This is a genomic window from Pseudarthrobacter cellobiosi (genome assembly GCF_023913815.1).
Lineage (GTDB): Bacteria > Actinomycetota > Actinomycetes > Actinomycetales > Micrococcaceae > Arthrobacter > Arthrobacter cellobiosi.
The window spans coordinates 332,310-355,719 of record NZ_JAMXBK010000026.1 but is presented as its reverse complement, the minus strand read 5'-3'; the positions used below and the strand labels follow the sequence as shown (position 1 = coordinate 355,719).

Annotated in this window: 17 protein-coding genes and 1 tRNA gene; 10 read left to right on the top strand and 8 right to left on the bottom strand. The window is 66.1% G+C overall.

Going from position 1 to position 23,410, the window contains the following annotated elements:
* Position 1: 1 nt before the first annotated feature.
* The 4 genes from NG701_RS15430 (at position 2) to NG701_RS15415 (ending at position 7,105) form a co-directional block, all read left to right on the top strand.
* Positions 2-934: a carbohydrate ABC transporter permease gene (locus tag NG701_RS15430; protein ID WP_374208697.1), complete on the top strand. Its 933-nt coding sequence runs from the start codon at positions 2-4 to the stop codon at positions 932-934.
* A 3-nt stretch (positions 935-937) separates the two neighbouring features.
* The gene (locus NG701_RS15425) at positions 938-2,023 is read left to right on the top strand and encodes a glycoside hydrolase family 130 protein (RefSeq protein ID WP_252568671.1); all 1,086 of its coding nucleotides are present in this window, start codon (positions 938-940) and stop codon (positions 2,021-2,023) included.
* A 5-nt stretch (positions 2,024-2,028) separates the two neighbouring features.
* A complete protein-coding gene (locus NG701_RS15420; protein WP_252568694.1) occupies positions 2,029-4,143 on the top strand; it encodes a hypothetical protein in 2,115 nt (704 codons plus the stop codon).
* A gap of 322 nt (positions 4,144-4,465) precedes the next feature.
* Complete coding sequence (locus NG701_RS15415; RefSeq protein ID WP_252568670.1) at positions 4,466-7,105, top strand: trehalase-like domain-containing protein; 2,640 nt, start codon at positions 4,466-4,468, stop codon at positions 7,103-7,105.
* A 182-nt stretch (positions 7,106-7,287) separates the two neighbouring features.
* Here NG701_RS15415 and NG701_RS15410 read toward each other — a convergent pair whose 3' ends face one another.
* From NG701_RS15410 to NG701_RS15400, 3 genes are all read right to left on the bottom strand, one after another.
* The gene (locus NG701_RS15410) at positions 7,288-8,214 is read right to left on the bottom strand and encodes an AEC family transporter (RefSeq protein WP_252568669.1); all 927 of its coding nucleotides are present in this window, start codon (positions 8,212-8,214) and stop codon (positions 7,288-7,290) included.
* 51 nt (positions 8,215-8,265) lie between these two features.
* Entirely contained in the window at positions 8,266-8,691 is a 426-nt protein-coding gene (panD, locus tag NG701_RS15405; RefSeq protein ID WP_252568668.1) for an aspartate 1-decarboxylase, read from the bottom strand.
* Positions 8,692-8,798: 107 nt separating this feature from the next.
* Positions 8,799-9,725 carry a LysR substrate-binding domain-containing protein gene (locus tag NG701_RS15400; protein WP_252568667.1) on the bottom strand — a complete coding sequence of 309 codons (927 nt, stop codon included), beginning with the start codon at positions 9,723-9,725 and terminating at the stop codon, positions 8,799-8,801.
* Positions 9,726-9,879: 154 nt separating this feature from the next.
* Here NG701_RS15400 and NG701_RS15395 point away from each other — a divergent pair, with 154 nt between their 5' ends.
* Both NG701_RS15395 and NG701_RS15390 read left to right on the top strand, forming a co-directional pair.
* Positions 9,880-11,343: an amino acid permease gene (locus tag NG701_RS15395; RefSeq protein ID WP_252568666.1), complete on the top strand. Its 1,464-nt coding sequence runs from the start codon at positions 9,880-9,882 to the stop codon at positions 11,341-11,343.
* 423 nt (positions 11,344-11,766) lie between these two features.
* Positions 11,767-15,246: a proline dehydrogenase family protein gene (locus NG701_RS15390; RefSeq protein WP_252568665.1), complete on the top strand. Its 3,480-nt coding sequence runs from the start codon at positions 11,767-11,769 to the stop codon at positions 15,244-15,246.
* A 599-nt stretch (positions 15,247-15,845) separates the two neighbouring features.
* On the opposite strand, the gene NG701_RS15385 is transcribed toward NG701_RS15390, so the two are convergent.
* On the bottom strand, positions 15,846-16,700 hold the full coding sequence (locus tag NG701_RS15385) for a LysR family transcriptional regulator (RefSeq protein WP_056341377.1): 855 nt from the start codon (positions 16,698-16,700) through the stop codon (positions 15,846-15,848).
* Between the two features lie 162 nt (positions 16,701-16,862).
* On the opposite strand from NG701_RS15385, the gene NG701_RS15380 reads away from it, so the two are divergent.
* Complete coding sequence (locus NG701_RS15380; protein ID WP_252568664.1) at positions 16,863-18,251, top strand: MFS transporter; 1,389 nt, start codon at positions 16,863-16,865, stop codon at positions 18,249-18,251.
* 41 nt (positions 18,252-18,292) lie between these two features.
* Here NG701_RS15380 and NG701_RS15375 read toward each other — a convergent pair whose 3' ends face one another.
* Together NG701_RS15375 and NG701_RS15370 are read right to left on the bottom strand one after the other, a co-directional pair.
* On the bottom strand, positions 18,293-19,447 hold the full coding sequence (locus NG701_RS15375) for a N(5)-(carboxyethyl)ornithine synthase (RefSeq protein WP_252568663.1): 1,155 nt from the start codon (positions 19,445-19,447) through the stop codon (positions 18,293-18,295).
* Positions 19,444-19,581: a hypothetical protein gene (locus NG701_RS15370; protein WP_167349828.1), complete on the bottom strand. Its 138-nt coding sequence runs from the start codon at positions 19,579-19,581 to the stop codon at positions 19,444-19,446. Before NG701_RS15370 ends, NG701_RS15375 begins: the two co-directional genes overlap by 4 nt.
* A gap of 199 nt (positions 19,582-19,780) precedes the next feature.
* Between NG701_RS15370 and NG701_RS15365 the strand changes: the two genes are divergently transcribed.
* Positions 19,781-20,158, top strand: a complete 378-nt coding sequence (locus NG701_RS15365; RefSeq protein WP_252568662.1) for a hypothetical protein — start codon at positions 19,781-19,783, stop codon at positions 20,156-20,158.
* A 25-nt stretch (positions 20,159-20,183) separates the two neighbouring features.
* Here the strand turns inward: NG701_RS15365 and NG701_RS15360 are convergent.
* A tRNA-Gly gene (locus tag NG701_RS15360) sits at positions 20,184-20,257 on the bottom strand.
* 252 nt (positions 20,258-20,509) lie between these two features.
* Between NG701_RS15360 and NG701_RS15355 the strand changes: the two genes are divergently transcribed.
* The gene (locus tag NG701_RS15355; protein WP_252568661.1) at positions 20,510-20,953 is read left to right on the top strand and encodes an SRPBCC family protein; all 444 of its coding nucleotides are present in this window, start codon (positions 20,510-20,512) and stop codon (positions 20,951-20,953) included.
* A gap of 2 nt (positions 20,954-20,955) precedes the next feature.
* On the opposite strand, the gene NG701_RS15350 is transcribed toward NG701_RS15355, so the two are convergent.
* Positions 20,956-22,671 (bottom strand): CAP domain-containing protein, encoded by a 1,716-nt coding sequence (locus NG701_RS15350; RefSeq protein WP_308292607.1) that lies wholly within the window; start codon positions 22,669-22,671, stop codon positions 20,956-20,958.
* A gap of 138 nt (positions 22,672-22,809) precedes the next feature.
* Here NG701_RS15350 and dcd point away from each other — a divergent pair, with 138 nt between their 5' ends.
* Entirely contained in the window at positions 22,810-23,385 is a 576-nt protein-coding gene (dcd, locus tag NG701_RS15345; RefSeq protein ID WP_104063269.1) for a dCTP deaminase, read from the top strand.
* Positions 23,386-23,410: the final 25 nt, after the last annotated feature.

Sequence of the window (23,410 nt, the reverse complement as noted above, 5' to 3'; positions counted from 1 at the left end):
CATGTCAGTCACCAACGCGCAGAACGCCAAGAACGACGACGACGCCAGCCGGCATCCGGAACAACCAGAACCCGCCCTGCGTCCCGACTCGGGCGTGGAAAAGCGCCGCAACCTCGGCGTGGGCAGCTTCATCCTGCTGGCCTTGGGCGCCTTTGTCTTCCTTTTCCCCTTCTACTACATGCTCATCGGGTCCCTGCAGGCCTCCCCGGACACCTCCGTGTTCGGCGCCTTCCCCGATCCGGCCAACATCACCGGCCAGAACTACGCGGACATTAACGGCTCCATCAACCTCTTCCGGGGCCTGCTGAATTCGGGCATCTTCACTGGCGGCGTCATCTTCTTCACGGTGATTTTCGGGCTGCTGGTGGGGTACGCCCTGGCGCAGATGAAGTTCCGTGGCCGCGGCGTGGTGTTCGGGATGATGCTCCTGGTGCAGATGATCCCGTTCCAGCTGCTGCTCATCCCGCTGTACGTGATGATCGTCCGCGACTACGGGCTGGCGGACAGCTACCTGGGCATGATCCTGCCGTTCGCCATCAACTCCACCGCCGTTTTCGTCTTCCGCCAGTACTTCCTCCAGCTCCCGTCGACGCTGTTCGAGGCCGCCAGGATCGACGGCGCCTCGGAGCTGCGGATCCTGTGGCAGATCGCCATCCCGCTGGTCCGGCCCGCGATTGTCACGGCCGTGCTGCTGACCTTCATCGGTCCGTGGAATGAGTTCCTGTGGCCGTTCCTTGTCACCAAGGACCAGTCCCTGCAGCCGCTGGCCGTGTCCCTGGCCAATTTCATTTCCAACCTCGCAGGTCAGGCTGGCAACCCGTTCGGCGCCATCCTCGCCGGCGCCTGCGTCCTGGCGGCACCCGCCGTCGCGCTTTTCATCTTCTTCCAGCGACAGTTCATTTCGACCAATATCGGTTCCAGCGTAAAGGGCTAATCCATGACCTCCCCCCAGACCTCAGCACTGCCCACCGTCCCCTTCGCCCTCACCCGCGCCGGCGTCATCATGACGCCCGAGCCAGGCAACGACCTCGAAGCCGAGGGCGTCCTGAACCCCGCCAGCGGCCGCGGCCCCGACGGCGAGCTGTACCTGCTCCCGCGGCTGGTGGCCAGAGGGAACGTGTCCCGAGTGGGGCTTGCCAAGGTGATCATCAACGACGACGGCGTCCCCACCGGCGTGGAACGCGAGGGTGTGGTGCTGGCCCCGGATGAGGGCTGGGAACGCGGCATGAACAACGCCGGAACCGAGGATCCGCGCACCACCTGGGTGCCGGCCCTGGGCAAGCACCTCATGACCTACGTGGCGTACGGCCCGCTGGGCCCGCGGCTGGCGTTCGCCCACTCCGAGGACCTCAGGAACTGGGAGCGGCTGGGCCCGTGCTTCTTCGAGTATCAGGCTGATCTCTCCATGGACCTGAACCTGTTTCCCAACAAGGATGCGGTGTTCTTCCCGGAGCCGGTGAACGACCCCGACGGCGTGCCCTCCTACGCGATGCTGCACCGCCCCATGTGGGACCTGGGCTGGATCCGCCCCGGCGAAGGCGAGCACCTGCCCGCCGGCGTCACGGACAACCGCCCCGGCATCTGGATCTCCTACGTGGCCGTGGCCGACGTCGAGCGGGACCTCCGCAACCTGGTGCACATGGGCAAGCACCGGCTGGTGGCCCTCAGCGAGTTCCCCTTTGAGGAATTGAAGATCGGTGGCGGCCCGCCCCCCATCCGCGTGGACGAAGGCTGGCTCCTGATCCACCACGGCGTGGCCGGCAAGATGGCCGCCTCTGCCTTCGAGCAGCAGCAGAACGTCAACTACACCGCCGCGGCCATGATCCTGTCCGCGGATGACCCGTCCAGGGTCATCGCCCGCAGCGACAAGCCGTTGTTGGCGCCGGAAACCGAGGACGAGATTTCCGGGATCGTGCCGAACGTGGTGTTCCCTACCGCGATCGAAAAAATCGGCGACCAGCTGTTTGTGTTCTACGGGATGGCCGACTCCAAAATCGGTGTGGCCAAACTGGACCGGGTCTGACGGTGATGCTTTCACCGAAGGGCACGCGGCCGGTGGTGACGGCGGCGGCCGTTTCCCTGCTGGCTGTTTCGCTGCAGGCAGGTGCCATCACGGCGGCCCCTGCCGCGCCGCCGTCGTCCGCCAGCGCTGTCACCGCACCTGCGGCACCCGCGGCGCCTGTCCTGTCGCCCGCATTGGCTGACGGCGGCAGCCTGACCAACCTGGACCACCTGGACTTCCTGCTGGACACGGTTCCGCTGGCTCCGGTGGCCGGGCACACCACCTACCAGCTGGAGCAGGACCCGGAGGCCGAAGCGCCGTGGACCTACGCCGACAAGAACGACGACGGCAGCTACACCAGGGTGGGCGGCGGCGACCTGGACCCGGCCACGGGTGACTGGACCCAGGGTGCCTACAACGCTGACGATATTGCCCGCGCCGCCGTGGTGTACCTGCGGCACTGGAAGCAGACGGGGGACCTGGCGAGCAAGGAGCACGCCTTCCAGAACCTTCGTACGCTCACCTACCTGCAAACGGTGGACGGCCCGAACGCCGGCAACGTCATCCTCTGGCAGCAGGCGGACGGCAGCCTGAACCCCAGCGCCATTCCCGTGGAACTGCCGGATCCGTCCGACTCCGCGGAATCCTACTGGCTGGCCCGCACGGTCTGGGCCCTGGGCGAAGGCTTCGCAGGGTTTGCCGAGTCCGATCCGGAGTTCGCCGCGTTCCTGCAGGACCGGCTGCACCTCTCCCTGGGCGCACTGAACCGCCAGTCCCTCGCCAAGTACGGCACGTTCGACACCGCCGACGGCGTCCAGGTCCCGGCCTGGCTCATCGCCGGCGGCGCGGATGCCTCCGCCGAGGCCGTGCTGGGCCTGGCCGCCTATGTGCAGACCGTTCCGTCCGATGCCGTGGCCGCCACGGCGCTTTCCCAGCTGAGCGAGGGCGTGGCCGCGATGTCTTCCGGCTCGGCCACACAATGGCCGTTCGGCGCCATCATGCCGTGGAACAAGTCCCAAAGCCTCTGGCATGCGTGGGGCGGCATGGCTCCGGCCGCTGTTGCCACCGCATCCACTGTCCTGGACCGGCCCGACCTGTTGACGGCAGCCGTGAAGGACACCGCGCAGTTCACCCCGCAGCTGCTCGCAGCGGGTGGCCCGGACAACGCGTGGAGCCCCGCTCCCGGCGAGGCGCAGATCGCGTACGGCGTGGACTCGCGCGTCCAAAGCCTGGTGGCGACGGCGGAAGCCGCTGATGCCCCGGGCCTCCTGGACGTGGCCGCCATCGCCGCGGGCTGGTTCTTCGGCGCCAACCCCAACGGCGCCCCCGCCTACAACCCGGCCACCGGCACGGCCATTGACGGGATCGAAACGGACGGCCGGATCAACCCCAACTCCGGCGCCGAATCCACCATCCACGCGCTGCTCACCATGCTGGCCCTCGACGCCGACCCGGAACTCCGGGCCAAGGCCTTGGGGATCAGCGTGACCGAAGGGACCAACGGGCTCAGCGTGGTGGAAGCCGAAGCCGGCACCATCACGGGCAACGGCACAGTGGTGCGGCCGCCGTCGTCCTGGACCGGCGAAGCGAACATCTCCGGCGGCGCCTACGTGGACCTGAACGCTGGCGGCAGTCTTTCCATCCCGTTGCCGGCAGCGGACCAGCCCAGCAACATCTTTCCCATCGTGAACCAGGCAATTGCGCCCTCGGGCACCACCACCTGGACCTCGGCCAAGGGCCCGCTGGGCACCACGGCCAACGGCGGGGCGGGGGCGCAGGGCATCACCGACGCACCCGGCATCCTCATCCCGCTCACGCTGCGGAACGCCCTCGCTGCCGGCCTGACCTCGGTCACCGCCAGCACCGACGGCAACGCCGCACTGGACGCACTCCTGATCCAGCCGCGGATCTCCACTGTCAGGGTCTCCGGGTCCGGCGGCGACTCCACGCTGTACGTCAGTGCGGCCAAGTCCGCTACCGTGCAGCAGGTGAGCGTGCCGGAAGGGTTTGTGCTGGTCCAGCGCCAGTACGACTCCGCCGGCCAGCCGGTCAAGGGCTCCAGGAACAATGCCGGCACCACGTCCGGACGCGTCACGGTGGCCCCGGGCGGCTTCACGCTGGTGACGCTGACCGCCGGCTGAGCGCCGGACGGACCGGCTGACCGGCGTCACGCCCGGCACGGTTTTTGGCAGGCACGACGGCGGGTTCCCCGGAATCACGCGGGCGGAACCGCCGTCGTGGTCCAAAAGGATGCGCCGCGTGACGGCCGGACCGTCACCCGCGTCCGCGACTTTTACACAGCCGCAATCCGGGGGACTTTCGGGGGAAACCACACGGGCGGAGAATGACAATTGCCCCCTCTGGAATTCCGCATGGACTTCCGGGGAGGGGCACCACCCGGAAGTCCGCCAGGTAATCCAGCGGCTGCCTTTCCGGGCCGGGTTCTGTTCTAAGGGGTTACACATGCCTACTCCGTTGAACCAGAGCGTGGCGGATTCCGCCCTGCTGACCAGATCGCTGCCGCTGGGCGTGCTGCGGACGTTCATCCAGTCGGACCTGGCGGACGAAGGTTTCACGCCCACCCTCCTGGCCGAACTGAAGGTCCTCGCCCGCGTCCCCGGGCTGCTGGTGGCCTGCAACTACGGCGGAACACTGTGCGACGCGGAGGGAATCTCCACGGAGACCCTTCCCCTGGGGAGCGCTGCGATCGCGCTTCGCGCCCTGGCCGCCCTGCCCAACACCCATGCCGCGGTCATCTCGGGGCGCTCGCTGCGTGACCTCGCCGCAGTGTCACGGCTGCCCGCGGAGGTGCATCTCATCGGCTCGCACGGCGCGGAGTCGGACATGGCCTTCGCCCACATCCAGGACCTCGCCACCGAAGCCACTCTCCACAAGGTAGGCACCGCGCTTTCAGAGGCCGTGGGTTTCCAGGAGGGCATCTGGATCGAGCGGAAGCCAGTGGCCGTGTCCGTGCATACCCGGCCCGCCTCGCCGGAGGTGGTGCAGGTGGTGACGGAAACGGCGCGGGAGATCGCCAAGGCACATGGGCTGTTCTTCATCGTGGACGGTTCGGTCCTGGACCTCTCGGTATTGGAACCGGCCAAGGCAGACGCGTTGGAAAACCTCCGGTCCCGGCTGGGCGCCAGTGCCGCGTTGTATGCCGGGGACGCCTACAGCGACGAACTGGCCATCGCCACGCTCCGCGGTCCGGACCTGGGGTTGCGCGTGGGGCCGGGGGAGACCCGTGCTTCGCACCGGCTGCGGGACCCGGAATCCTTCGCCCGCGTGCTGGCCCTCCTGTTTGAGCTGCGGCGGGCCTGGCTTTTCGGCGAGGACGCAGTAGGGCTCGAGCGGCACACGATGATCGGCAACGGATCCTCCACCGCGTTGGTCACTCCGGATGCCAAGGTCTGCTGGATGAGCCACCCGCTCCCGGATTCAGGGTCGCTGTTCGCCCACATCCTGGGCGGGGACGCCGCCGGGCACTTCTCCGTTGAGCCACTCAAGTCCTCGCAGGTTCTGGGCCAGCGCTACGTGGACAGCACCATGATCGTGGAGACGCGCTGGGCGGACGTGACCGTCACGGACTACCTGGAGCCGGCACCGGAAGGCATCACCAGCCTGGTCCGGGTACTCTCCGGCACCGGCGGCGCCAAGATCGTCTTCGCACCCAGGCCGGACTACGCCAACGCGCCGTTCAGCATGGAGGCCCGCGGCGATGAACTCCATGTGGTGGGAACCTCCGATCCCATTTTCCTTTTTGCCCCGGGCGTCAGTTTCACCATCACCTCGGACGGCCTCCACGCCACGGCCACCGCTTCGGTCAACCTCCAGGACGGACCGGTGGTCCTCAACCTGCGCTGCGGCGACACCGAGCCCGCGTTGGCGGACCCCGGTGGGGAGACGGACCGGCGGGCGGGGGTGGCGCTCCACGCCCGGCTCTGGGTGCAGGAACTGGAGCTGCCCTCGGTGAAGCCATCGCTGGTCCGCCGCTCAGCGCTGGTCCTCCGGGCCCTCGTGCACGAGCCCACGGGTGCCGTGCTGGCCGCGCCCACCACGTCCCTGCCCGAAGGAATCGGCGGCACACGGAACTGGGACTACCGGTACTGCTGGCTGCGGGACGGGTCCATGACGGTGAACGCGCTGGTGGACCTGGGCTCCACGGCGGAGGCGGCCGGGTTCCTCAGCTGGCTGGGCCGGATCCTTGAACATGCTCCGGGGCCGGAATGGCTGCATCCCCTGTACTCGGTGACGGGGGCACCGCTGTCCACGGAGGCCGTCATCGACAGCCTGCCCGGGTATGCGGGGTCCCGGCCGGTCCGGATCGGCAACGCCGCGGACCACCAGGTCCAGCTGGATGTCTTCGGGCCGGTGGCTGAACTGATCCACGGCGTCAGCTCACGGAATGGTGCCCTCGAGGATGAGCACTGGGACCTGCTGGTGCAGATGGCGGCCGCCGTCCTGGCCCGGTGGCACGAGCCGGACCACGGCATCTGGGAAGCCCGGCGCCCGCCGCGGCACCACGTCTACACCAAGGTGATGTGCTGGGTGACGCTGGACCGCGCCCTCCGGACCGCCGCCCGGCACGGCAGGGCGCCGGACCCGTCGTGGGAACCCACGGCCCGGACCATCCGGGAGGAAGTCCTGCGCGAAGGCTGGGATGACTCGGCCGCGTCCTATACGGTGGCCTACGACAGCCCGGACCTGGATGCAGCCGTCCTGCACATCGGGCTCTCCGGCCTGCTGGATGTCACGGACCAGCGGTTCCTGGACACCGTCACCGCCGTGGAAAGGGAACTGCGGGTGGGTCCCACCGTGTTCCGGTACAGGTACGACGACGGCCTGCCGGGTTTGGAGGGCGGCTTCCACATCTGCACCACCTGGCTGATTGAGGCGTACGTTGCGGTGGGCAGGATCGAGGAGGCCTGGGACCTGTTCGACCAGCTGGTGAACCTCTTCGGCCCCACCGGCCTGCTGCCCGAAGAATACGATCCCAGCACGGAGACACACCTGGGGAACCACCCGCAGGCCTACTCGCACCTGGGGTTCATCCGCTGTGCCAGGATCCTGGACCGGCACAAGCCAGAGGCCAAAAGGCCGTAGCCTGTAGGGTCCCGCCCGCGTCACCACGCCGGTTTGTCACGCACGGCACGTATTTGGGAAGCACGACGGCGGCCTGCCGCGGAACTTCGCGCTGGGCGCCGCCGTCGGGGGCTAAAAGCCTGCCTGGCGTGACGCGGGAACCTACCGGAGGGCGGAAGCCGCTGGTCAGTTCAGCAGCCAAATCAGTTCAGTAGCAGGGCGACGCCGATCATGGCGGGTACCGCCACCACTGTGGTGATCAGGACGGTGTCCTTGGCCACGGTGAGGCCGGTCTGGTAGCGGCTGGCGGCTACAAAGACGTTCTGCGCGGTGGGGAGGGACGCCACGACGACGGCCGCGAACAGGGCCGGGCCGTCGAGCCCTACGGCAAAGCGGGCAAAAACATAGGCGATGGCCGGCTGGACCACAAGTTTGAAGGCGCTGGCCAGGAGGGTGTCCACGCGCCTGCCGGCGGCGGCCTGCAATGGCCGGCTGCCGTTCAGGCTCATGCCGAACGCGATCAGCATGGCCGGAATCGCGGCACCGCCAATGAGGTGGATCGGCTCCAGGAGCAGCGGCGGAACCTGCCAGCCCGTCCCCGCCACCAGCAGGCCCAGGCCGGAGCCAACAATCATCGGGTTCCGCAGGATCATAAGAATGAATCCCCAGGGCGTGGTGCGGTGTGAGCTTGTACTGGCGTCCAGAATCATCAGGAAAATCGGTGTGAAGAACGCCAGCTGGAAGATCAGCAGCGGCGCCACGTAACTGGCGTCGCCCAGGACGTAGACGGCGATGGGGATGCCAAGGTTCGCGGAGTTGGCCAAGGAAGCAGCCATCGAGGACATCAGTGCTTCCGGCAATTCGCGCTTCAGAACGAACTTCACGATGCTGAAGAAGACAAGGGCGGTGCAGACGGCGGACACCGCCGTGACCAGCAACGGTTCCGCGAAGACTTCCCGCAGCTGCGCCTTGCTGAGGGTCTCGAAGAGCAGGGCAGGGCTGGCCACAAAGAAGGTCAGGCCACTGAGGACCTGGCGGGCGTTGTCGCCCAGGATCCGTTGGCGGCCCACAAACCAGCCCACCATGATGATGAACCACACAACAAAGAAGCCCTGCAGCACACCTACCAAGAAGAGCCTCCGAGGCTGCGGCGGCGGTGTCTGCCCGGGCTCACGCTCCGGCTACAGGGCGGCGTTGTTAAGGGCGAACGGCGGGCGCATCAGGCCCGGCGTGAGGCCCTCGGCGGGATCGTTTCCGATCCGGACAATCTTGTTGTCCTTATCCACATGGATAACCTTCGGGTTGTAGGCCTTGGCCTCTTCCGTGGTCATCTGGGCATAGGTGATCAGGATGACAACGTCGTTCTCGTGCATCAGGTGCGCGGCTGCCCCGTTGATGCCAATGACACCGGAGCCGCGCTCGCCGGCGATGGTGTAGGTCTCCAGGCGCGCACCGTTGGTCACGTCCACGATGGCCACGAGCTCGCCGGGAAGGATGTCTGCAGCATCCAGGAGGTCCAGGTCAACAGTGACCGATCCTACGTAGTGCAGGTCGGCGTGAGTGACGGTGGCCCGGTGGATTTTGGACTTGAACATTGTGCGATTCATAACCCGCCTAGTCTAGCGTCGGCACCCGGATCGCGCTGTGACGCACTGAACATGGCGGCGGAGACTGTTTCCCCGACTGCCCGGCAAGTGGCCGGGCGATCCGGCACCTAACTGGATGCGCCGCCGTCGTCCGTCCTTGCTACTGAGGTGGCGGTGGCTGCCAGCGTCTCGCGGGCGGCGAGGATGGCCGGCCGCTGCGCGCTGGAGCGGCGCACCGATGTGAACACGGTGCGGTGCGGGTTGCCCGGCAGGTCCAGCAACAGGGCGGTGGTACCGCGGCCGGTCCAGACGAGGTCCGGCATCAGCGCCACTGCATTTCCGGACTCGATCAGCCTGATCTGCGCCTGGAGGTCGGCTGTTTCGAAGCGCACATCGGGTTCGAACCCGGCACTCCGGCAGGCCTGCTCTGCCCAGTGCCGGGAGGCCGCGCCGCGGGGCTCCATAACCCAGGGCAGCGCGGCAGTATCCTCCAGCGACGTGATGGGCGGCCGGCCGGGAGCGGCCGGCGGAACGGCCAGCCGGATCGCGTCAGTGGTCAGCTTGATGCGGTCCAGCTCCGGGTACCGCGGGGCGGCGTGGCCCGGATACTGTTCGGCGATGACCAGGTCAAAATCGCGCGCCCACGTCTCATGAAGTGCCGTTTCGGGTTCGCGCTGGATCATTTCGATCCGGACCTCAGGGTACTCCGCCGTCATCCGCGAGAGCGTGTCCGGCATCAGCGCCAGGGCCGCGGACTGGAACACCGCAATCCGGACGGTTCCCGTGACAGTGGTAAGCGACGCCGCCAGGTCTGCTTCCGCCTGCTCCATGGTTTCGAGCAGCTGGGCGGTGTGGGCCACCAGGACTTCGGCCTGGGGCGTCAGCTGTACTCGCCGCCCCGTCTTCCGGAGCAGCTCCACGCCCACTTCCTTTTCCAGCAGGGCAAGCTGCTGGGAGACCGACGACGGGCTGTACTGCAGTGCCTCCGCCACCTCCGCCAGGGTGCCCCGGATCTTCAATTCGCGGAGCAGCCTGAGGCGCCGGACATCGAGCATGACCACATTCCTTGACGAATCTAATGAATACTAATTAGAAGTAGTCACTTTATCTAATGCAAGTGCGCTTGCATACTGATGAGGATGAGTTACCCCCGTCACAGTCCGTTCACAGGGCGCCGCGACGGGGTCGCACCCCAAGCAGGAGTTCCTGATGAGCACTAAAGACATGACCCAATCGATCATGAGGCGCAAGCCCATCGACGACATTGAAGTGGAGAACAAGCACAGCGGGCTTTTCAAGTCCCTCGGCCTCTGGCAGCTCACCGCCATCGGTGTCGGCGGCATTATCGGCGTCGGCATCTTCTCCCTGGCAGGGCTGGTGGCGGCAGGCAGCGAAGATGCACCGGGCGTGGGGCCCGCGGTGCTCTTCTCCTTCCTGATCGCCGGCCTGGCATCGGCGGCGGCAGCACTGTCCTACGCAGAGTTCGCCGGCATGATCCCCAGGGCTGGCTCCGCCTACACCTACGGCTACGTTGCTCTGGGTGAGGTGATTGGATGGTTCATCGGCTGGGACCTGCTGCTGGAGTACATCGCCATTGTTGCCGTGGTGGCCATCGGTATCTCGGGCTACTTCGACGCCTTCCTGTCCGGAATCGGCATCCATATGCCTATCTGGATGACGTCAACGCCGGATGAGGGCAAGGGCGGCATTGTGAACCTTCCCGCCATCCTGGTCTGTCTTCTGGTGACCTGGATCCTCTCCCGCGGGACGAAAGCATTCGGCCGGTTCGAACTGGTGGCCGTTGCCGTCAAGGTTGTCCTGATCCTGTTCATTATCGGCCTCGGTGTTTTCTACATCGACACCAACAACTACAACCCGTTTATGCCCAGCGGCTTTGGGCCGGTCCTGGCCGGTTCCGCCACCGTCTTCTTCGCGGTGTTCGGGTACGACGCCATGAGTACCGCGGCGGAAGAGGCAACCGACGGCAAGAAGCACATGCCGAAGGCCATCATCCTGTCGCTGATCATTGCCATGCTGCTCTACGTCGCGGCCACCCTCGTCCTGACCGGCATGCAAAACTACCAGGACATCGATCCCAAGGCCGGATTTGCTTCCGCCTTCACCAGTGTGGGCCTGCCCGTCATCGCCACCATCATTTCTGTTTTCGCCGTCCTCTCCATCCTCACGGTGATGCTGACCTTCCTCCTGGGCGTCACGCGTGTCTGGTTCTCCATGAGCCGCGATGGCCTGCTGCCAGGCTGGTTCGCCAAGACGGACCGGCACGGAACCCCGCAGCGCGTTACCTGGATTGCCGGCGTCGCCTCCGCCCTGCTGGCCGGCGTGTTCCCCATCAAGGCCGTCGCGGACCTCACGAACATTGGCATCCTGGCCGCGTTCGTCGTCGTCTGCTTCGCCGTGATCGTGTTCCGCTACAAGAAGCCGGACGCCCCGCGCACCTTCCGCCTGCCGCTGATGCCCGTTATTCCGGCCTTCGGTGTGCTGGCGTCCGCCTTCCTCATGTTCCAGCTGCACTGGGAGACCTGGGCGCGGTTCGGTGTCTGGCTCGTCATCGGCCTGGCCATCTACTTCTTCTACGGCCGCAAGCACTCCCTGATGAACCCGGACAGCCCGCGCCACGAGGAAGCCGTGGAGATGCACCGCCCCCTCAGCTGACCCCCGGCCTCCCGGGCGTCCACCCGCCCCACCCCGGACGCTCTCTCACTTCCTGCAGGTTTTTACCAAACGCTCTCTCACTTCCTGCAGGTTTTTACCAAACGCTCTCTCACTTTCGGGGCGCGAATGACGAACCCTCTCTCACATCCTGTGGGGGAGGGTTCGTCCGTTACTGGACGTTTTTCATTGAGTGCGAGAGCGTGCCCAAGAACTGCAGGAATTGAGAGAGGGTCGTGGAAAAGTGCGCAGGAAGTGAGAGAGGGTTGCGCAAAAACAGGGGATTTCCTGACCGTTCGGACGGGATTTTGAACCGTTGGTTTTCCTAACCTGTATCGCTTAGAAAACATCGCTTTATCTTATGTGACTGCAAGCTCATACTGATGGATAAGACCCCTTCCACACCAAGGAAAGAACGAGCAAACCATGACTCACACTGCAACGGAAGCCACCGGACAGACAGACGTCCCGCAGGCCCGTGCCCTCGCGGCGGACACCATCACCTTGGTGCGCCGCTGGCTGACCGAGGCTTCGAAAGTTCCTGTTGATGCCTCGGCCGAGCAGCTCGCCGGTGTGCTGAAGGACCCGAACGGCCTGGACTTCACCGTTGGCTTTGTGGACGGCGTGGTTCGTCCCGAAGACCTGCACGTCGCTGCCCGCAACCTGACTGCCCTCGCGCCAAAGGTCCCGGCGTTCCTGCCCTGGTACATGCGCAGCGCCATCCGGCTCGGCGGCACCATGGCCCCGGTCCTGCCCCAGGTGGTCATCCCGATCGCCCGCCGCGTGCTCCGCGAAATGGTGGGCCACCTGATCGTCGACGCCACCGACGCCAAGCTGGGCCCGGCCATCGCCAAGATCCGCAAGGACGGCATCAAGCTCAACGTGAACCTCCTCGGCGAGGCCGTCCTGGGCGAGCACGAGGCATCCCGGCGGCTCGCGGGAACCCACACACTCCTGGCCCGCCCGGACGTGGACTACGTCTCCATCAAGGTTTCCTCCACCGTGGCCCCGCATTCCGCCTGGGCGTTCGACGAGGCCGTGGAGCACGTCGTCGAGAAGCTCACGCCGCTGTTCACCAAAGCCGCGTCCTTCGCCGGTGAGGGGAAGAACGCCAAGTTCATCAACCTGGACATGGAGGAATACAAGGACCTGGACATGACCATCGCGGTCTTCACCCGGATCCTGGACAAGCCCGAGTTCAAGAACCTGGAGGCCGGCATCGTGCTGCAGGCCTACCTGCCCGACGCCCTTTCCGCCATGATCCGCCTGCAGGACTGGGCCGCCGAACGCCGCGCCAACGGCGGCGCCGCGATCAAGGTCCGCGTGGTCAAGGGCGCCAACTTGCCCATGGAACAGGTGGAATCCTCGCTGCATGACTGGCCGCTGGCCACCTGGCACACCAAGCAGGACTCGGACACCAACTACAAGCGCGTCATCAACTACTCGCTGCACCCAGACCGGATCAACAACGTCCGGATCGGCGTGGCCGGCCACAACCTCTTCGACATCGCCTTCGCCTGGCTGCTCGCGAAGCAGCGCGGCGTGGAGTCCGGCATCGAATTCGAGATGCTGCTGGGCATGGCGCAGGGCCAGGCCGAAGCGGTCAAGAAGGACGTCGGCTCGCTCCTGCTCTACACGCCGGTGGTGCACCCGGCCGAGTTCGACGTCGCCATCGCCTACCTGATCCGCCGCCTCGAAGAGGGCGCCAGCCAGGACAACTTCATGTCCGCCGTGTTTGAGCTCAGTGAAAACGAAGTGCTGTTCGAGCGCGAGAAGCAGCGCTTCCTCGCCTCCCTGGACACGCTCGACGACGAGGTCCCCCCGGCCAACCGGCAGCAGAACCGCAGCCTCCCGCCGCAGCCCCTGCCGCGTGACACGTTCGCGAACACCCCGGACACCGACCCGTCGCTGCCCGCCAACCGCAACTGGGGCCGGGCCATCCTGGACCGCGTCCCGTCCTCCACTCTGGGCAACGCCGCCGTCGGGGCCGCAACCATCAGTGACGCGGACACCCTGAACGCCGTCATCGCCACCGCCGTCGAGAAGGGCAAGGCCTGGGGCGCCCTGACCGGCGACGAGCGCGCCGAGATCCTGCACCGCGCCGGCGACGTCCTCGAAGCCCGCCGCGCCGACCTCCTGGAGGTCATGGCCAGCGAAACCGGCAAAACCATCGACCAGGGCGATCCGGAGGTCAGCGAAGCGGTGGACTTCGCGCACTACTATGCCGAGTCTGCCCGGAAGCTGGAAAAGGTCGACGGCGCCACGTTCGTCCCGGCCAAACTCACCGTGGTGACCCCGCCGTGGAACTTCCCGGTGGCCATCCCGGCAGGGTCCACCCTCGCGGCACTCGCCGCCGGCTCCGCCGTCGTGATCAAACCCGCCAAGCAGGCCCGCCGCAGCGGTGCCGTGATGATCGAAGCGCTCTGGGAAGCCGGCGTGCCGCGCGACGTGCTGACCATGGTCCAGCTCGGCGAGCGTGAACTCGGCCAGCAGCTGATCTCCCACCCCGCCGTGGACCGCGTGATCCTGACGGGCGGCTACGAGACCGCCGAACTCTTCCGCTCCTTCCGGAAGGACCTGCCGCTGCTGGCCGAGACGAGCGGTAAAAACGCCATCATCGTCACCCCGAGTGCGGACCTGGACCTGGCCGCCAAGGACGTGGCGTACTCCGCGTTCGGCCACGCCGGCCAGAAGTGCTCCGCCGCGTCCCTGGTGATTCTGGTGGGATCGGTGGCCAAATCGAAGCGTTTCCACAACCAGCTGGTCGACGCCGTGACCTCGCTGAAGGTGGGTTACCCGCAGGACCCCACCAGCCAGATGGGCCCCATTATCGAGCCCGCCAACGGCAAGCTCCTGAACGCCCTCACCACCCTGGGCGAAGGCGAAACCTGGGCTGTGGAACCGAAGAAGCTCGACGAAACCGGCCGCCTGTGGAGCCCCGGCGTGCGCTACGGCGTCCGCCGCGGATCATACTTCCACCTCACCGAATTCTTCGGACCGGTCCTCGGCGTCATGGCCGCTGACACGCTCGAAGAGGCCATCGCCATCCAGAACCAGATCGAGTACGGACTCACCGCCGGCCTGCACTCCCTGAACCCGGACGAGCTCGGCACCTGGCTGGACTCCATCCAGGCCGGCAACCTGTACGTGAACCGCGGCATCACCGGCGCCATCGTGCAGCGCCAGCCCTTCGGCGGCTGGAAGAAATCCGCCGTCGGCGCCGGAACCAAGGCCGGCGGACCCAACTACCTCGCCGGTCTCGGCGACTGGGTCAGTGCCGAAGCGTCAGCCTCGGCCGCCGTCACAAACGCGGGCGTGGGCCGCATTCTGAACGCCGCCGCAGAGGCCCTGGATCCGATCGGGCTTGAGTGGCTGCAGCGCTCGCTGGGGTCTGACGCACAGGCCTGGGCCCACGAGTTCGGCACCGCCAAGGACGTTTCCGGCCTGAGCGCGGAACGGAACATCTTCCGCTATCGCGCGCTGCCGGTCACCGTGCGGCTCTCCGAAGGTGCCCCGCTGGCCCACCTCGCGCGGACCGTGGCGGCCGGTGTCCTGGCCGGCTCGGCACTGACCGTGTCCACCGCCGTCGAACTTCCCGCCCAGCTGCGCGCCGTGCTCACCGGGCTGGACATCACGGTCACTGTGGAGTCCGACGCCGGCTGGCTGGCTTCGGCGGCACGCCTCGCCGCGGCGGGCAAACTGTCCGGCGCGCGGATCCGGCTCATCGGCGGCGACGCCACCGCCCTCGCCGAGGCCACGGACGGGCGTCCTGACCTGGCGATCTACGCCCACGCGGTCACCGAAGCCGGACGGGTAGAGCTGCTGCCGTTCTTGCACGAGCAGGCCATCAGCATCACGGCCCACCGCTTCGGCACCCCGAACCATCTCTCCGATGAGCTGATCTAGGGCGGACCGGAACCCAACAAAACGAAAGGCCCGGTGGCCGCCATCGGGGCGGGTGCCGGGCCTTCGCTATTGAATAGTTGAGTAGTTATCCGGTGGCTGCGCTCGGCGAGCCTGGAGACCGTAGGTAATCAGCCCAGATACCAGCCTGGGGGAGTCCACGATGCCGGAACATTGTGGGCGGAGAAATCTTCGCAACGGGTGCAGGTGTAGGCGACTTCGCCCAGTGTCCTGACCGCCCCGTCACGCCGGTAAACCGGTGGAATGTAGGACTCGAGATAGATGAATTCATCCGTGCCACATTTGTCGCACGTGGGCTTGCCGATGTACTCGGCGGCCCGCGAAATACCGGCGTTATGGCTGGAATGATGCGTGACCAGCGGCCGTGCAGTGCTATGTCGCTGGGTATATACAGTGTGTAAATGGGTGTTCTCGGCTGTCGTCATTGGCTGCCTATCCCGAGTGCGGCCGCATCATGGGCTGCATGGCGCACTCGTAGTGTTGAACCGGCCACTGCTTGACCCATGGATATACCAGCATAGGCGAGGCGGGCTTTTACTTCAATGGTTCGTTTCCAGCCCTGATTCCTGCGGCAAATTCGGTCAAACCGACTTCTTGAGCGTCCGCCCGACGATGGTCTGGGTCAGCGCATCGATCACTTCGGCGTTGGCCAGCGGGTTACGGATCAGGGTGAAATCCACATCGCCCACTGGAGGCAGGTCGAACCGGCGGGTGATGATCTTGAGGTCTTCGGGAACCAGCGATGTCGGCATCACAGCCACGCCGATGCCTGCCCGGAGTGCCGCCAGGACGCCACTGATCTGCCGGGTAGTGCACGTGATCCGCCAGGTCCGGCCGCTTGATTCCAGTGCATCGATGGCCAATTTCCGGCTGAGGCTGGGGGAGGGGTAGGAGATCAGGGGTACGGGATGCCCGGGCTCCAGTGACGTCTGCTCCAGCCCCACCCAGGAAAAGGTATCGTGCTGGACCACGGTGCCGTCTTTGACGCCCGCCACCCACTTCACAAACACCAGGTCCAGCTGGCCAGCATTGAGTTTCTTATACAGCTGGTCGCTCTGGCCAACGGTGAGCTCAAGGTTGATCTGTGGATAGACCTGGCGGAACTCCCGAAGGATCCGGGGGAGACCGGTGATGGCCAGGTCGTCCGCCGTGCCGAACCGCAGCCGGCCCCGCATGGCCGAGCCGGAAAAGTAGCGTGTGGCGGCATCGTGGGCCGAAAGGATGGTGCGGGCGAAGCCGGCCATCGCGTCACCGTTGTCCGTGAGCCGGACATCACGGGTGTCCCTGCTGATGAGGATGCGCTTCGCCGCCGTCTCCAGCTTGCGGACATGCTGGCTGACGGTCGGCTGTGCCAGGCCCAGGCGCTCCGCGGCCTTGGTGAAGCTGAGCGTCTCGGCCACGGCCAGGAAGGAACGGAGCTGGGTGGGTTCGTACACAGTGGACTCCTTTGGCTGTGGGCTGACTGTCCACCCACGTCAGCGTGGGTGGACATTACGCTTTGCAATGGCAGTTATAGTCGCGATAGGGCTGCATAATCATCTGGAACCAGCCTAGCGTGGGAAGCATCCCAGTCCGCCCGCTTCCCTGAGGACATCCCTGTGGCACCCCCACCGCCAACGTCGGCAACCGTCAGCCAGCCCGTCATCGACTCCGCCTCCGCGTCCGCTACCGCCGCCTCCGCCCAGACCCAACCCATCGCCGTCGTCAGTGAACACCTCCCCTGGCGGCACACGTTTATCTCCCTGAAAGTCCCCAATTTCCGCATCTTCGCGATCGGGCACTTTGTCGCCGTCGTCGCCCTCTGGATGCAGCGGATCGCCCAGGACTGGCTGGTGCTGGAACTGTCCGGTTCCGTCACCGCCGTGGGCATCACCGTGGCCCTGCAGTTCATGCCGTCGCTGCTGTTGGGGCCGTGGGGCGGCATGATGGCGGACCGGTTCGCCAAGCGCCGGATCCTCATCCTGTGCCAGAGCCTCGCCGCGGTCCTCGCGGCAGCGCTCGCCGTGCTTGCCCTGACCGGCGCCATCGAAGTGTGGCACGTGTACGTCATCGCGCTGCTGCTGGGCCTGGTCACCGTACTGGATCAGCCCGCGCGCCAGGTGTTCGTCAACGAACTGGTGGGCCCCAGGTACCTCCGGAACGCCATCAGCGTCAACTCCACCACGTTCCAGCTGGGCGGGCTGATCGGTCCGGCACTGGCGGGACTGCTGCTCACCGCTGTCGGCGCCGGCTGGGCCTTCGCCGCGAATGCGCTGGCCTGCTGCTCCACGGTGGCCATGCTGCTGCTCCTGCGCAAGGACCAGCTGTTCGTCAGCGCTCCCGCGCCCAAGAAGAAGGGCATGCTGCGCGAAGGACTGCAGTACGCGCTCAGCAAGCCCACCATCTACTGGCCATGGCTGATGGCCGGCTTCATCTCCGTGTTCGCCATGAGCCTGCCGGTCCTGCTTGCCGCGTTCGCGGACCACGTGTTCGACGTCGGCGCCGGCGGCTATGGCCTGCTGAACGCCCTGGTGGCATTGGGGGCGTTGGCCGGTGCTGTCGCGTCCACGCGGCGCCGCCAGCTGCGGCTCCGCTCGGTGGTGTTCTGCGCCGGAATGTACGGCCTGATGCTGTGCCTGGCCGCGCTGGCGCCGTCCATGCTCTGGTTCAGCGTGGTGATGGTCCTGTCCGGATTCTGGTGCCTGATGTTCCTCACCGGCTCCAACCAGCTCGTCCAGATCAGCTCCAACATGGGCATCCGGGGCCGGGTCATGAGCCTGTACATCATGGTGCTGATCGGTGGCCAGGCCATCGGCGGGCCCATGCTCGGCTGGATCGCCGAGCACGTGGACCCGCACGTGGCACTCATGGTGTCCGGAGGGGTGCCGTCGCTCGCCGCGGTGACTGTCGCCGTCGTCCTGGCCCGAAAAGGCGCGCTGGCGCTCAGGGTGGACCTCAAGGACCGCCGCCACCCAATGCGGATCGTCAGCCGAGTGGCCGCGGCGTAAAGGGCCGCGGCGTAGTGGCCGCGGCCCCACGGGGGGGCTGGTTAAGAGGGCAGGTGCGGGTAGTCGGCCTCGCGCCGCTGGAACTCCAGCACGTCCTTGTTGAGGACCACGCCCTCGCGGATTTCGATGGCGCGGGAAATGGTTTCGTTCCCGTCCCACTCCGCGGGGCCGCCGATGACCGTCTCAAGGAACGGCAGCAGGGCCTGGCTGATCTCCCAGCTGGAGGAATTCCAGAGGTAGGACGGGCTGTGGTCCACCGCGTAATAGTTGATGTGGTCGCCGATGGTAAACATCGGTTCGGCGAACGTGGTGGACCGCGCCCAGCTGAAGCCCATGCCCTCGTCGCATGACACGTCGACCACGAGGCTGCCCGGGCTGAACGCCGCGAGGTCCTCAGCCCGCAAGTACGTCAGCGGATTGTTCGGGTCCTGCAGCGTGCAGTTGACCACGATGTCGCTTTCGGCCAGGAACGGCGCCAGCGGAACGCGGCCCCGCTCGGTGATGACCTGGCTCAGGAAGGGGGCCTTGTCGTCGTGATCAAACTGGACGATGTTCACCGAGTGGATCGGGGCGCCAACGGCCGCAACTCCGCGGTTGGTCAGCACCTGCACGTCATGGATGCCATGCGCGTTCAACGCGGTCACGGCGCCGCGGGCGGTCGCGCCGAAGCCGATCACCACGGCACTGAGCCGGCGGCCGTAGTCACCCGTGGAGCCGGTGAGCGAGAGCGCATGAAGCACCGAGCAGTAGCCGGCCAGCTCGTTGTTTTTGTGGAAGACGTGAAGCCCGAATCCGCCGTCGCTCGCCCAGTGGTTCATCGCTTCGAAGGCGATGAGCGTGAGCTTCTTGTCGATGGCCAGCTGGGTGATGGCGCGGTCCTGGACACAGTGCGGCCAGCCCCAAAGGATCTGGCCGTCGCGCAGTTCCGCGAGGTCCTCCGGCTGCGGTTTGGGCAGGAGTACGACGTCGGCCTCCGCCAGCAGCGCTTCCTTGGTGGCCATTTTGCCCACGAGGGTTGAGAGCTGGTCATCCGAGACGCCGAAGCGCTCACCATAGCCCTGCTCCAGGATGATGCGCTGGCGTAGTTCCGGAGCGATCCGCTCGAAATGCAGGGGGTGGATGGGGAGGCGGCGTTCGTCCGGTTTCCGGGTGGATGCCAGGACGCCCAAGGTCAGGTGGCTCTGTTGGCCACTCACTTCTTTTTTGCGGCCTTGGACGTGATGTCCAGGGAGGTGGCCGGCGCTCCGGCGGCCCGCTTGTCGGCGCGCTTTTCCTTGATGGACTTGCCGGCTTTTTTGGATGCTGCTTGACGCGGGGACTTGTCAGCCATGATTGCTCCTGTAGCGGAACCGAAGAGGTTCCTGACTTCTGACGATACACGGCTGGGCCTAACGGCCACCGGGTGATGGCCGTATGGAGTGGGAGTCGACGCGCCGGCGCGCCGGTCATTGTGCCGGCGCGTTGCCGGTGTGAAAATGACGCTCTGGGCACTGTGCCAGGCAAGCCTGCGGAGGTACGGGAACAGCATCATGGGAACCATCACGATTGAAAGCACCATCCTGATCCCCTGCGGACGGCCGGAGGTCTATGCGTTCTGTGTGGATGCGCAGGCCCGCTCGGCAGTTCCCGGCCAGGAGGGCGTGGCGCTGCATTTCGAGGACCTGGTGGCGGAGCGGTCCTGGACCGAAACACACGAAACGCGCACCGAAACCATCACCTGTTCCTGTGTGGTGTACCCGGTGGCGGACAGTACCCGGCTGACCGTGACCGCGCAGTACGCTCCCAGAGGAATGGGGCGCATGTTTTCCGGGGCCAAGGAGGGCGCCTACCGGAAACAGGAAGCGGCCCGGCTGGCGGCGCTGAAGAAGGCCGTGGAACGGGACGTCAGGAAAGCCCGCAGCAGCTAGGAATCGCTGCGGAGGCCAGAATCATTGGAGCGGCTGACGGGAATCGGACCCGCGTATCAAGCTTGGGAAGCTAGCGCTCTACCATTGAGCTACAGCCGCATCGCCCCATTTTGAACGGGGCAGAACTTAGCTTAGCGCAGATGCGATCCCGCGCCAGCAACCGTGACCACGCACTGGGCCCGTGTCCGCCGGGGTGGCTGCTACCCGCCGCGTCATCCAGTAACTCTTCAATAACGGCTCCGTCGGTGGCTAGGTCCGGGGCGGGCCGAGTGGCTACTCTGAACCCGTTAGCTGCGGTGTCATGGGGGTGGGGCGGGCTACCACCTGACCAGCCGCTAACTAAGGACTCCCATGGCATTTGCAGAGCACGAGGTGCTTATCCGGTGCGACGCAATGACCGTGTACGCGTTCCTGGTGGACGGAATGAACCTTCCCCTATGGCGCAAGGGCATCCGCAGCATCGGCTTGATGTCCGGTGCCGCCGGGACCAAGGGCGCTGTGTACCGGCAGACAACCACGGGCCGGTCAGGACGGACAATCCCCGCCGACTTCGAAATAACGCAGGCCAGGCCGGGCGCCGAGATCCAGTTCCGTGTGATCTCCGGACCGTCGCAGCCCACCGGCGGGTACTACCTCAGCAGCGAACCGGCCGGAACCCGGGTCAGGTTCGCCCTCGAATACCAGCCCAAAGGGCTCCTGGGCCTGATGAACACCGGCATCCAGCGCACCATTAAGGCCGAAGTGTCCCAGCTCGCACGGCTCAAAGATGTCCTGGAAGTACGGACGGCCGCCTGAGGCTACTGCGCCAGCCGCTGGCCCGCCCAGCTTCCGGTGATGTTCGACGGCGACGCCAGCGTTCCGGTGCTCAGGTTCCAGTACTGCACCACGTCATTGGCCCGGCGCAGTGCCACTCCCGTGGAGTTCAGGGCTGTCACATCCCGCAGCGGACGGATCCCGGTGACATCAGTCCAGCCGGTGGCGACGGTGAGCCGGGCTTCGACGCGTGGCGCCGGCGTGCCAGCTCCACGGTAAAGCTGTACACCGCCGTCGGACTTAATTGCGAGGATGTCCTGGAATCCGTCGGCGTCATAATCCACCATGCTCAGCTTCCTGGCCGTCATGTCGGTCGCCATGAGGGTGCGTGAGGACACGTCGGCCAGGCCGACGTTCGGGTAGAGATAGAGGTTGGTGCCCTCCAGGGCGACCAGCTGGGGGAGCCGGTTGTTGGCGCACCAGCCGCCGACGGCCAGCGTCAACGTCGCCCAGCCAGACTGACCCAGCGTGACGAGGGTTCCAAACCCTCCGCCGGCAGAGCCAGGATGAAGCGTCAGCCGACCGTCGTTCCACTGCGTCAGGAGGTCATAGGCGCCGTCGCGGTCCCAGTCCGTGGTGAACACTTCCTTGGCCGTTCCGAAACCGGAGCCGATGACCTTGGCAGCACCAAAGGTCCTGTTCCCTGTGGAGGGGCGGTTGATGAGCTGGCCTGAGGCGTTGATGGTCACCAGATCAGCGGCACTGTTGATCGCCGCGCTGCTCAAATCCAGCGAGGGCGGCATGTGTTTGACGGCCGGATCGCAGAGGGTGGGCGCCGGGGCGGGGAAAGCGCCTCCGCCGGCGGAGCTGCCCCCGGGCGACGTGACGGTGCCGGCGGGCAGGGTGGTGTAGCCGAAGAAGTTCACCACGCCCCAGATGGTGTACAGGCTGTTCGTGTAGGAGATCCCGGCGCCCATGACGTTGAAGCGCGGATCGAGCAGCATGGCGTTATGGCCGGGCGAGGTTTTCCACCACTCCACCAGCTGCGCCGCGTTGCGGTCCGTGCGGATGGCAATGACCTCACCGGCGCTGGTCGGGTTCAGGGCACGGGGGTCGGTCCAGAAACTGGCGCGGTGCTCAATAACTTCCGGGGACGCGATGCTGTCGGACCATTCCTGCGCCATGCCGGCCACGGTGGGGTGGTACTTGACCGGGGCCAGGCTGTTGGCCGCCCTGTAATTGTTGATTTCGTTGAAAACCGTGAGGATGGCGGCCGTGTTGCTGTCCGGCACCAGGGCCTCGGTGCCAAGGGATTCGGTAGTGAGGGATTCCGTTGCGGGGGCTGGAGCGGTGGGAGCCGCGGTCTTGTTGTGGGCCAGTTCGGTTTCGGGGGCCCAAAGGGGTGGCAGCGAGGGCGGCTCGGGCGCGATTGGTTCGGACGTGGTGGTCTCGGGTGCAGCCACCGTCGTTGCCGGCGGCGCCGCTGCGGTCTCTGACGTGCCTTCTCCGGCGGGTGACGCCGGTGTGATCACCGGTTCCACGGCTGGGGCGAGCGGGGAACCCGTACCGGTATCCGCGTCGGCCCCGCCGCCGTCGTCCGCTGTTCCCGACGGTCCCAACGTGACCGTGCGCGGTCCAAAGGCACCTGCCTGGACTGACGGCGCATTCGCCGGCGGGCCGGAATACATGCCGGCGGCCGGGGACGCGAGGGCGAGCGCGCACAACATCGCCACAACGGCGGGCGCCGCAAATTTATTCAAAACCAACCCAAGATCAGTTCAGTTGTACCAACCGGGAGACCATCCGGCGGCTGACATACTGAGGCAACATTAGCCCCACTAGGTGACAGCAACAACGAAAAAGTGTGCGCTGTGGACAACGCATAGTAATTTGGGACGGTGCTGATCTCTGACCGCGACATTCGTGCCGAACTAGACACCCAACGGATCGTCCTCGAACCGTACGATCCCGCGATGGTCCAGCCATCCTCGGTGGACGTGCGGATCGACCGGTTTTTCCGACTTTTCGACAACCATAAGTACGCGCATATCGACCCCGCCGAAGAGCAGCCCGAGCTGACGCGGCTGGTGGAGGTGGAGAGCGGTGAGCCGTTCATCCTGCACCCTGGCGAGTTTGTCCTGGGTTCCACCTACGAGGCCGTCACGTTGCCGGACGACATTGCTGCGCGGTTGGAAGGCAAGTCCTCCCTGGGTCGTTTGGGCCTGCTGACGCACTCCACGGCCGGGTTCATTGATCCGGGATTTTCCGGCCACGTCACGCTGGAGCTGTCCAACATGGCCACGCTGCCCATCAAGCTCTGGCCCGGCATGAAGATCGGCCAGCTGTGCTTCTTCCGTCTGACCTCTGCTGCCGAGTTCCCTTACGGCTCCGGTGAATACGGCAACCGCTACCAGGGCCAGCGCGGGCCGACAGCCAGCCGCAGCCACCTGAACTTCCACCGCACCGAGGTCTGAGCCTTTTCCATCGAGGGGTGAGGTC

Excerpts from the sequence above, each read along its gene's own strand:
- NG701_RS15430 (WP_374208697.1), top strand. The coding sequence starts at position 2 with ATGTCAGTCACCAACGCGCAGAACGCCAAGAACGACGACGACGCCAGC.
- NG701_RS15425 (WP_252568671.1), top strand. The coding sequence starts at position 938 with ATGACCTCCCCCCAGACCTCAGCACTGCCCACCGTCCCCTTCGCCCTC.
- NG701_RS15420 (WP_252568694.1), top strand. The coding sequence starts at position 2,029 with ATGCTTTCACCGAAGGGCACGCGGCCGGTGGTGACGGCGGCGGCCGTT.
- NG701_RS15415 (WP_252568670.1), top strand. The coding sequence starts at position 4,466 with ATGCCTACTCCGTTGAACCAGAGCGTGGCGGATTCCGCCCTGCTGACC.
- panD (WP_252568668.1), bottom strand. The coding sequence starts at position 8,691 with ATGAATCGCACAATGTTCAAGTCCAAAATCCACCGGGCCACCGTCACT.
- NG701_RS15400 (WP_252568667.1), bottom strand. The coding sequence starts at position 9,725 with ATGCTCGATGTCCGGCGCCTCAGGCTGCTCCGCGAATTGAAGATCCGG.
- NG701_RS15395 (WP_252568666.1), top strand. The coding sequence starts at position 9,880 with ATGAGCACTAAAGACATGACCCAATCGATCATGAGGCGCAAGCCCATC.
- NG701_RS15390 (WP_252568665.1), top strand. The coding sequence starts at position 11,767 with ATGACTCACACTGCAACGGAAGCCACCGGACAGACAGACGTCCCGCAG.
- NG701_RS15370 (WP_167349828.1), bottom strand. The coding sequence starts at position 19,581 with ATGGCTGACAAGTCCCCGCGTCAAGCAGCATCCAAAAAAGCCGGCAAG.
- NG701_RS15365 (WP_252568662.1), top strand. The coding sequence starts at position 19,781 with ATGGGAACCATCACGATTGAAAGCACCATCCTGATCCCCTGCGGACGG.
- NG701_RS15355 (WP_252568661.1), top strand. The coding sequence starts at position 20,510 with ATGGCATTTGCAGAGCACGAGGTGCTTATCCGGTGCGACGCAATGACC.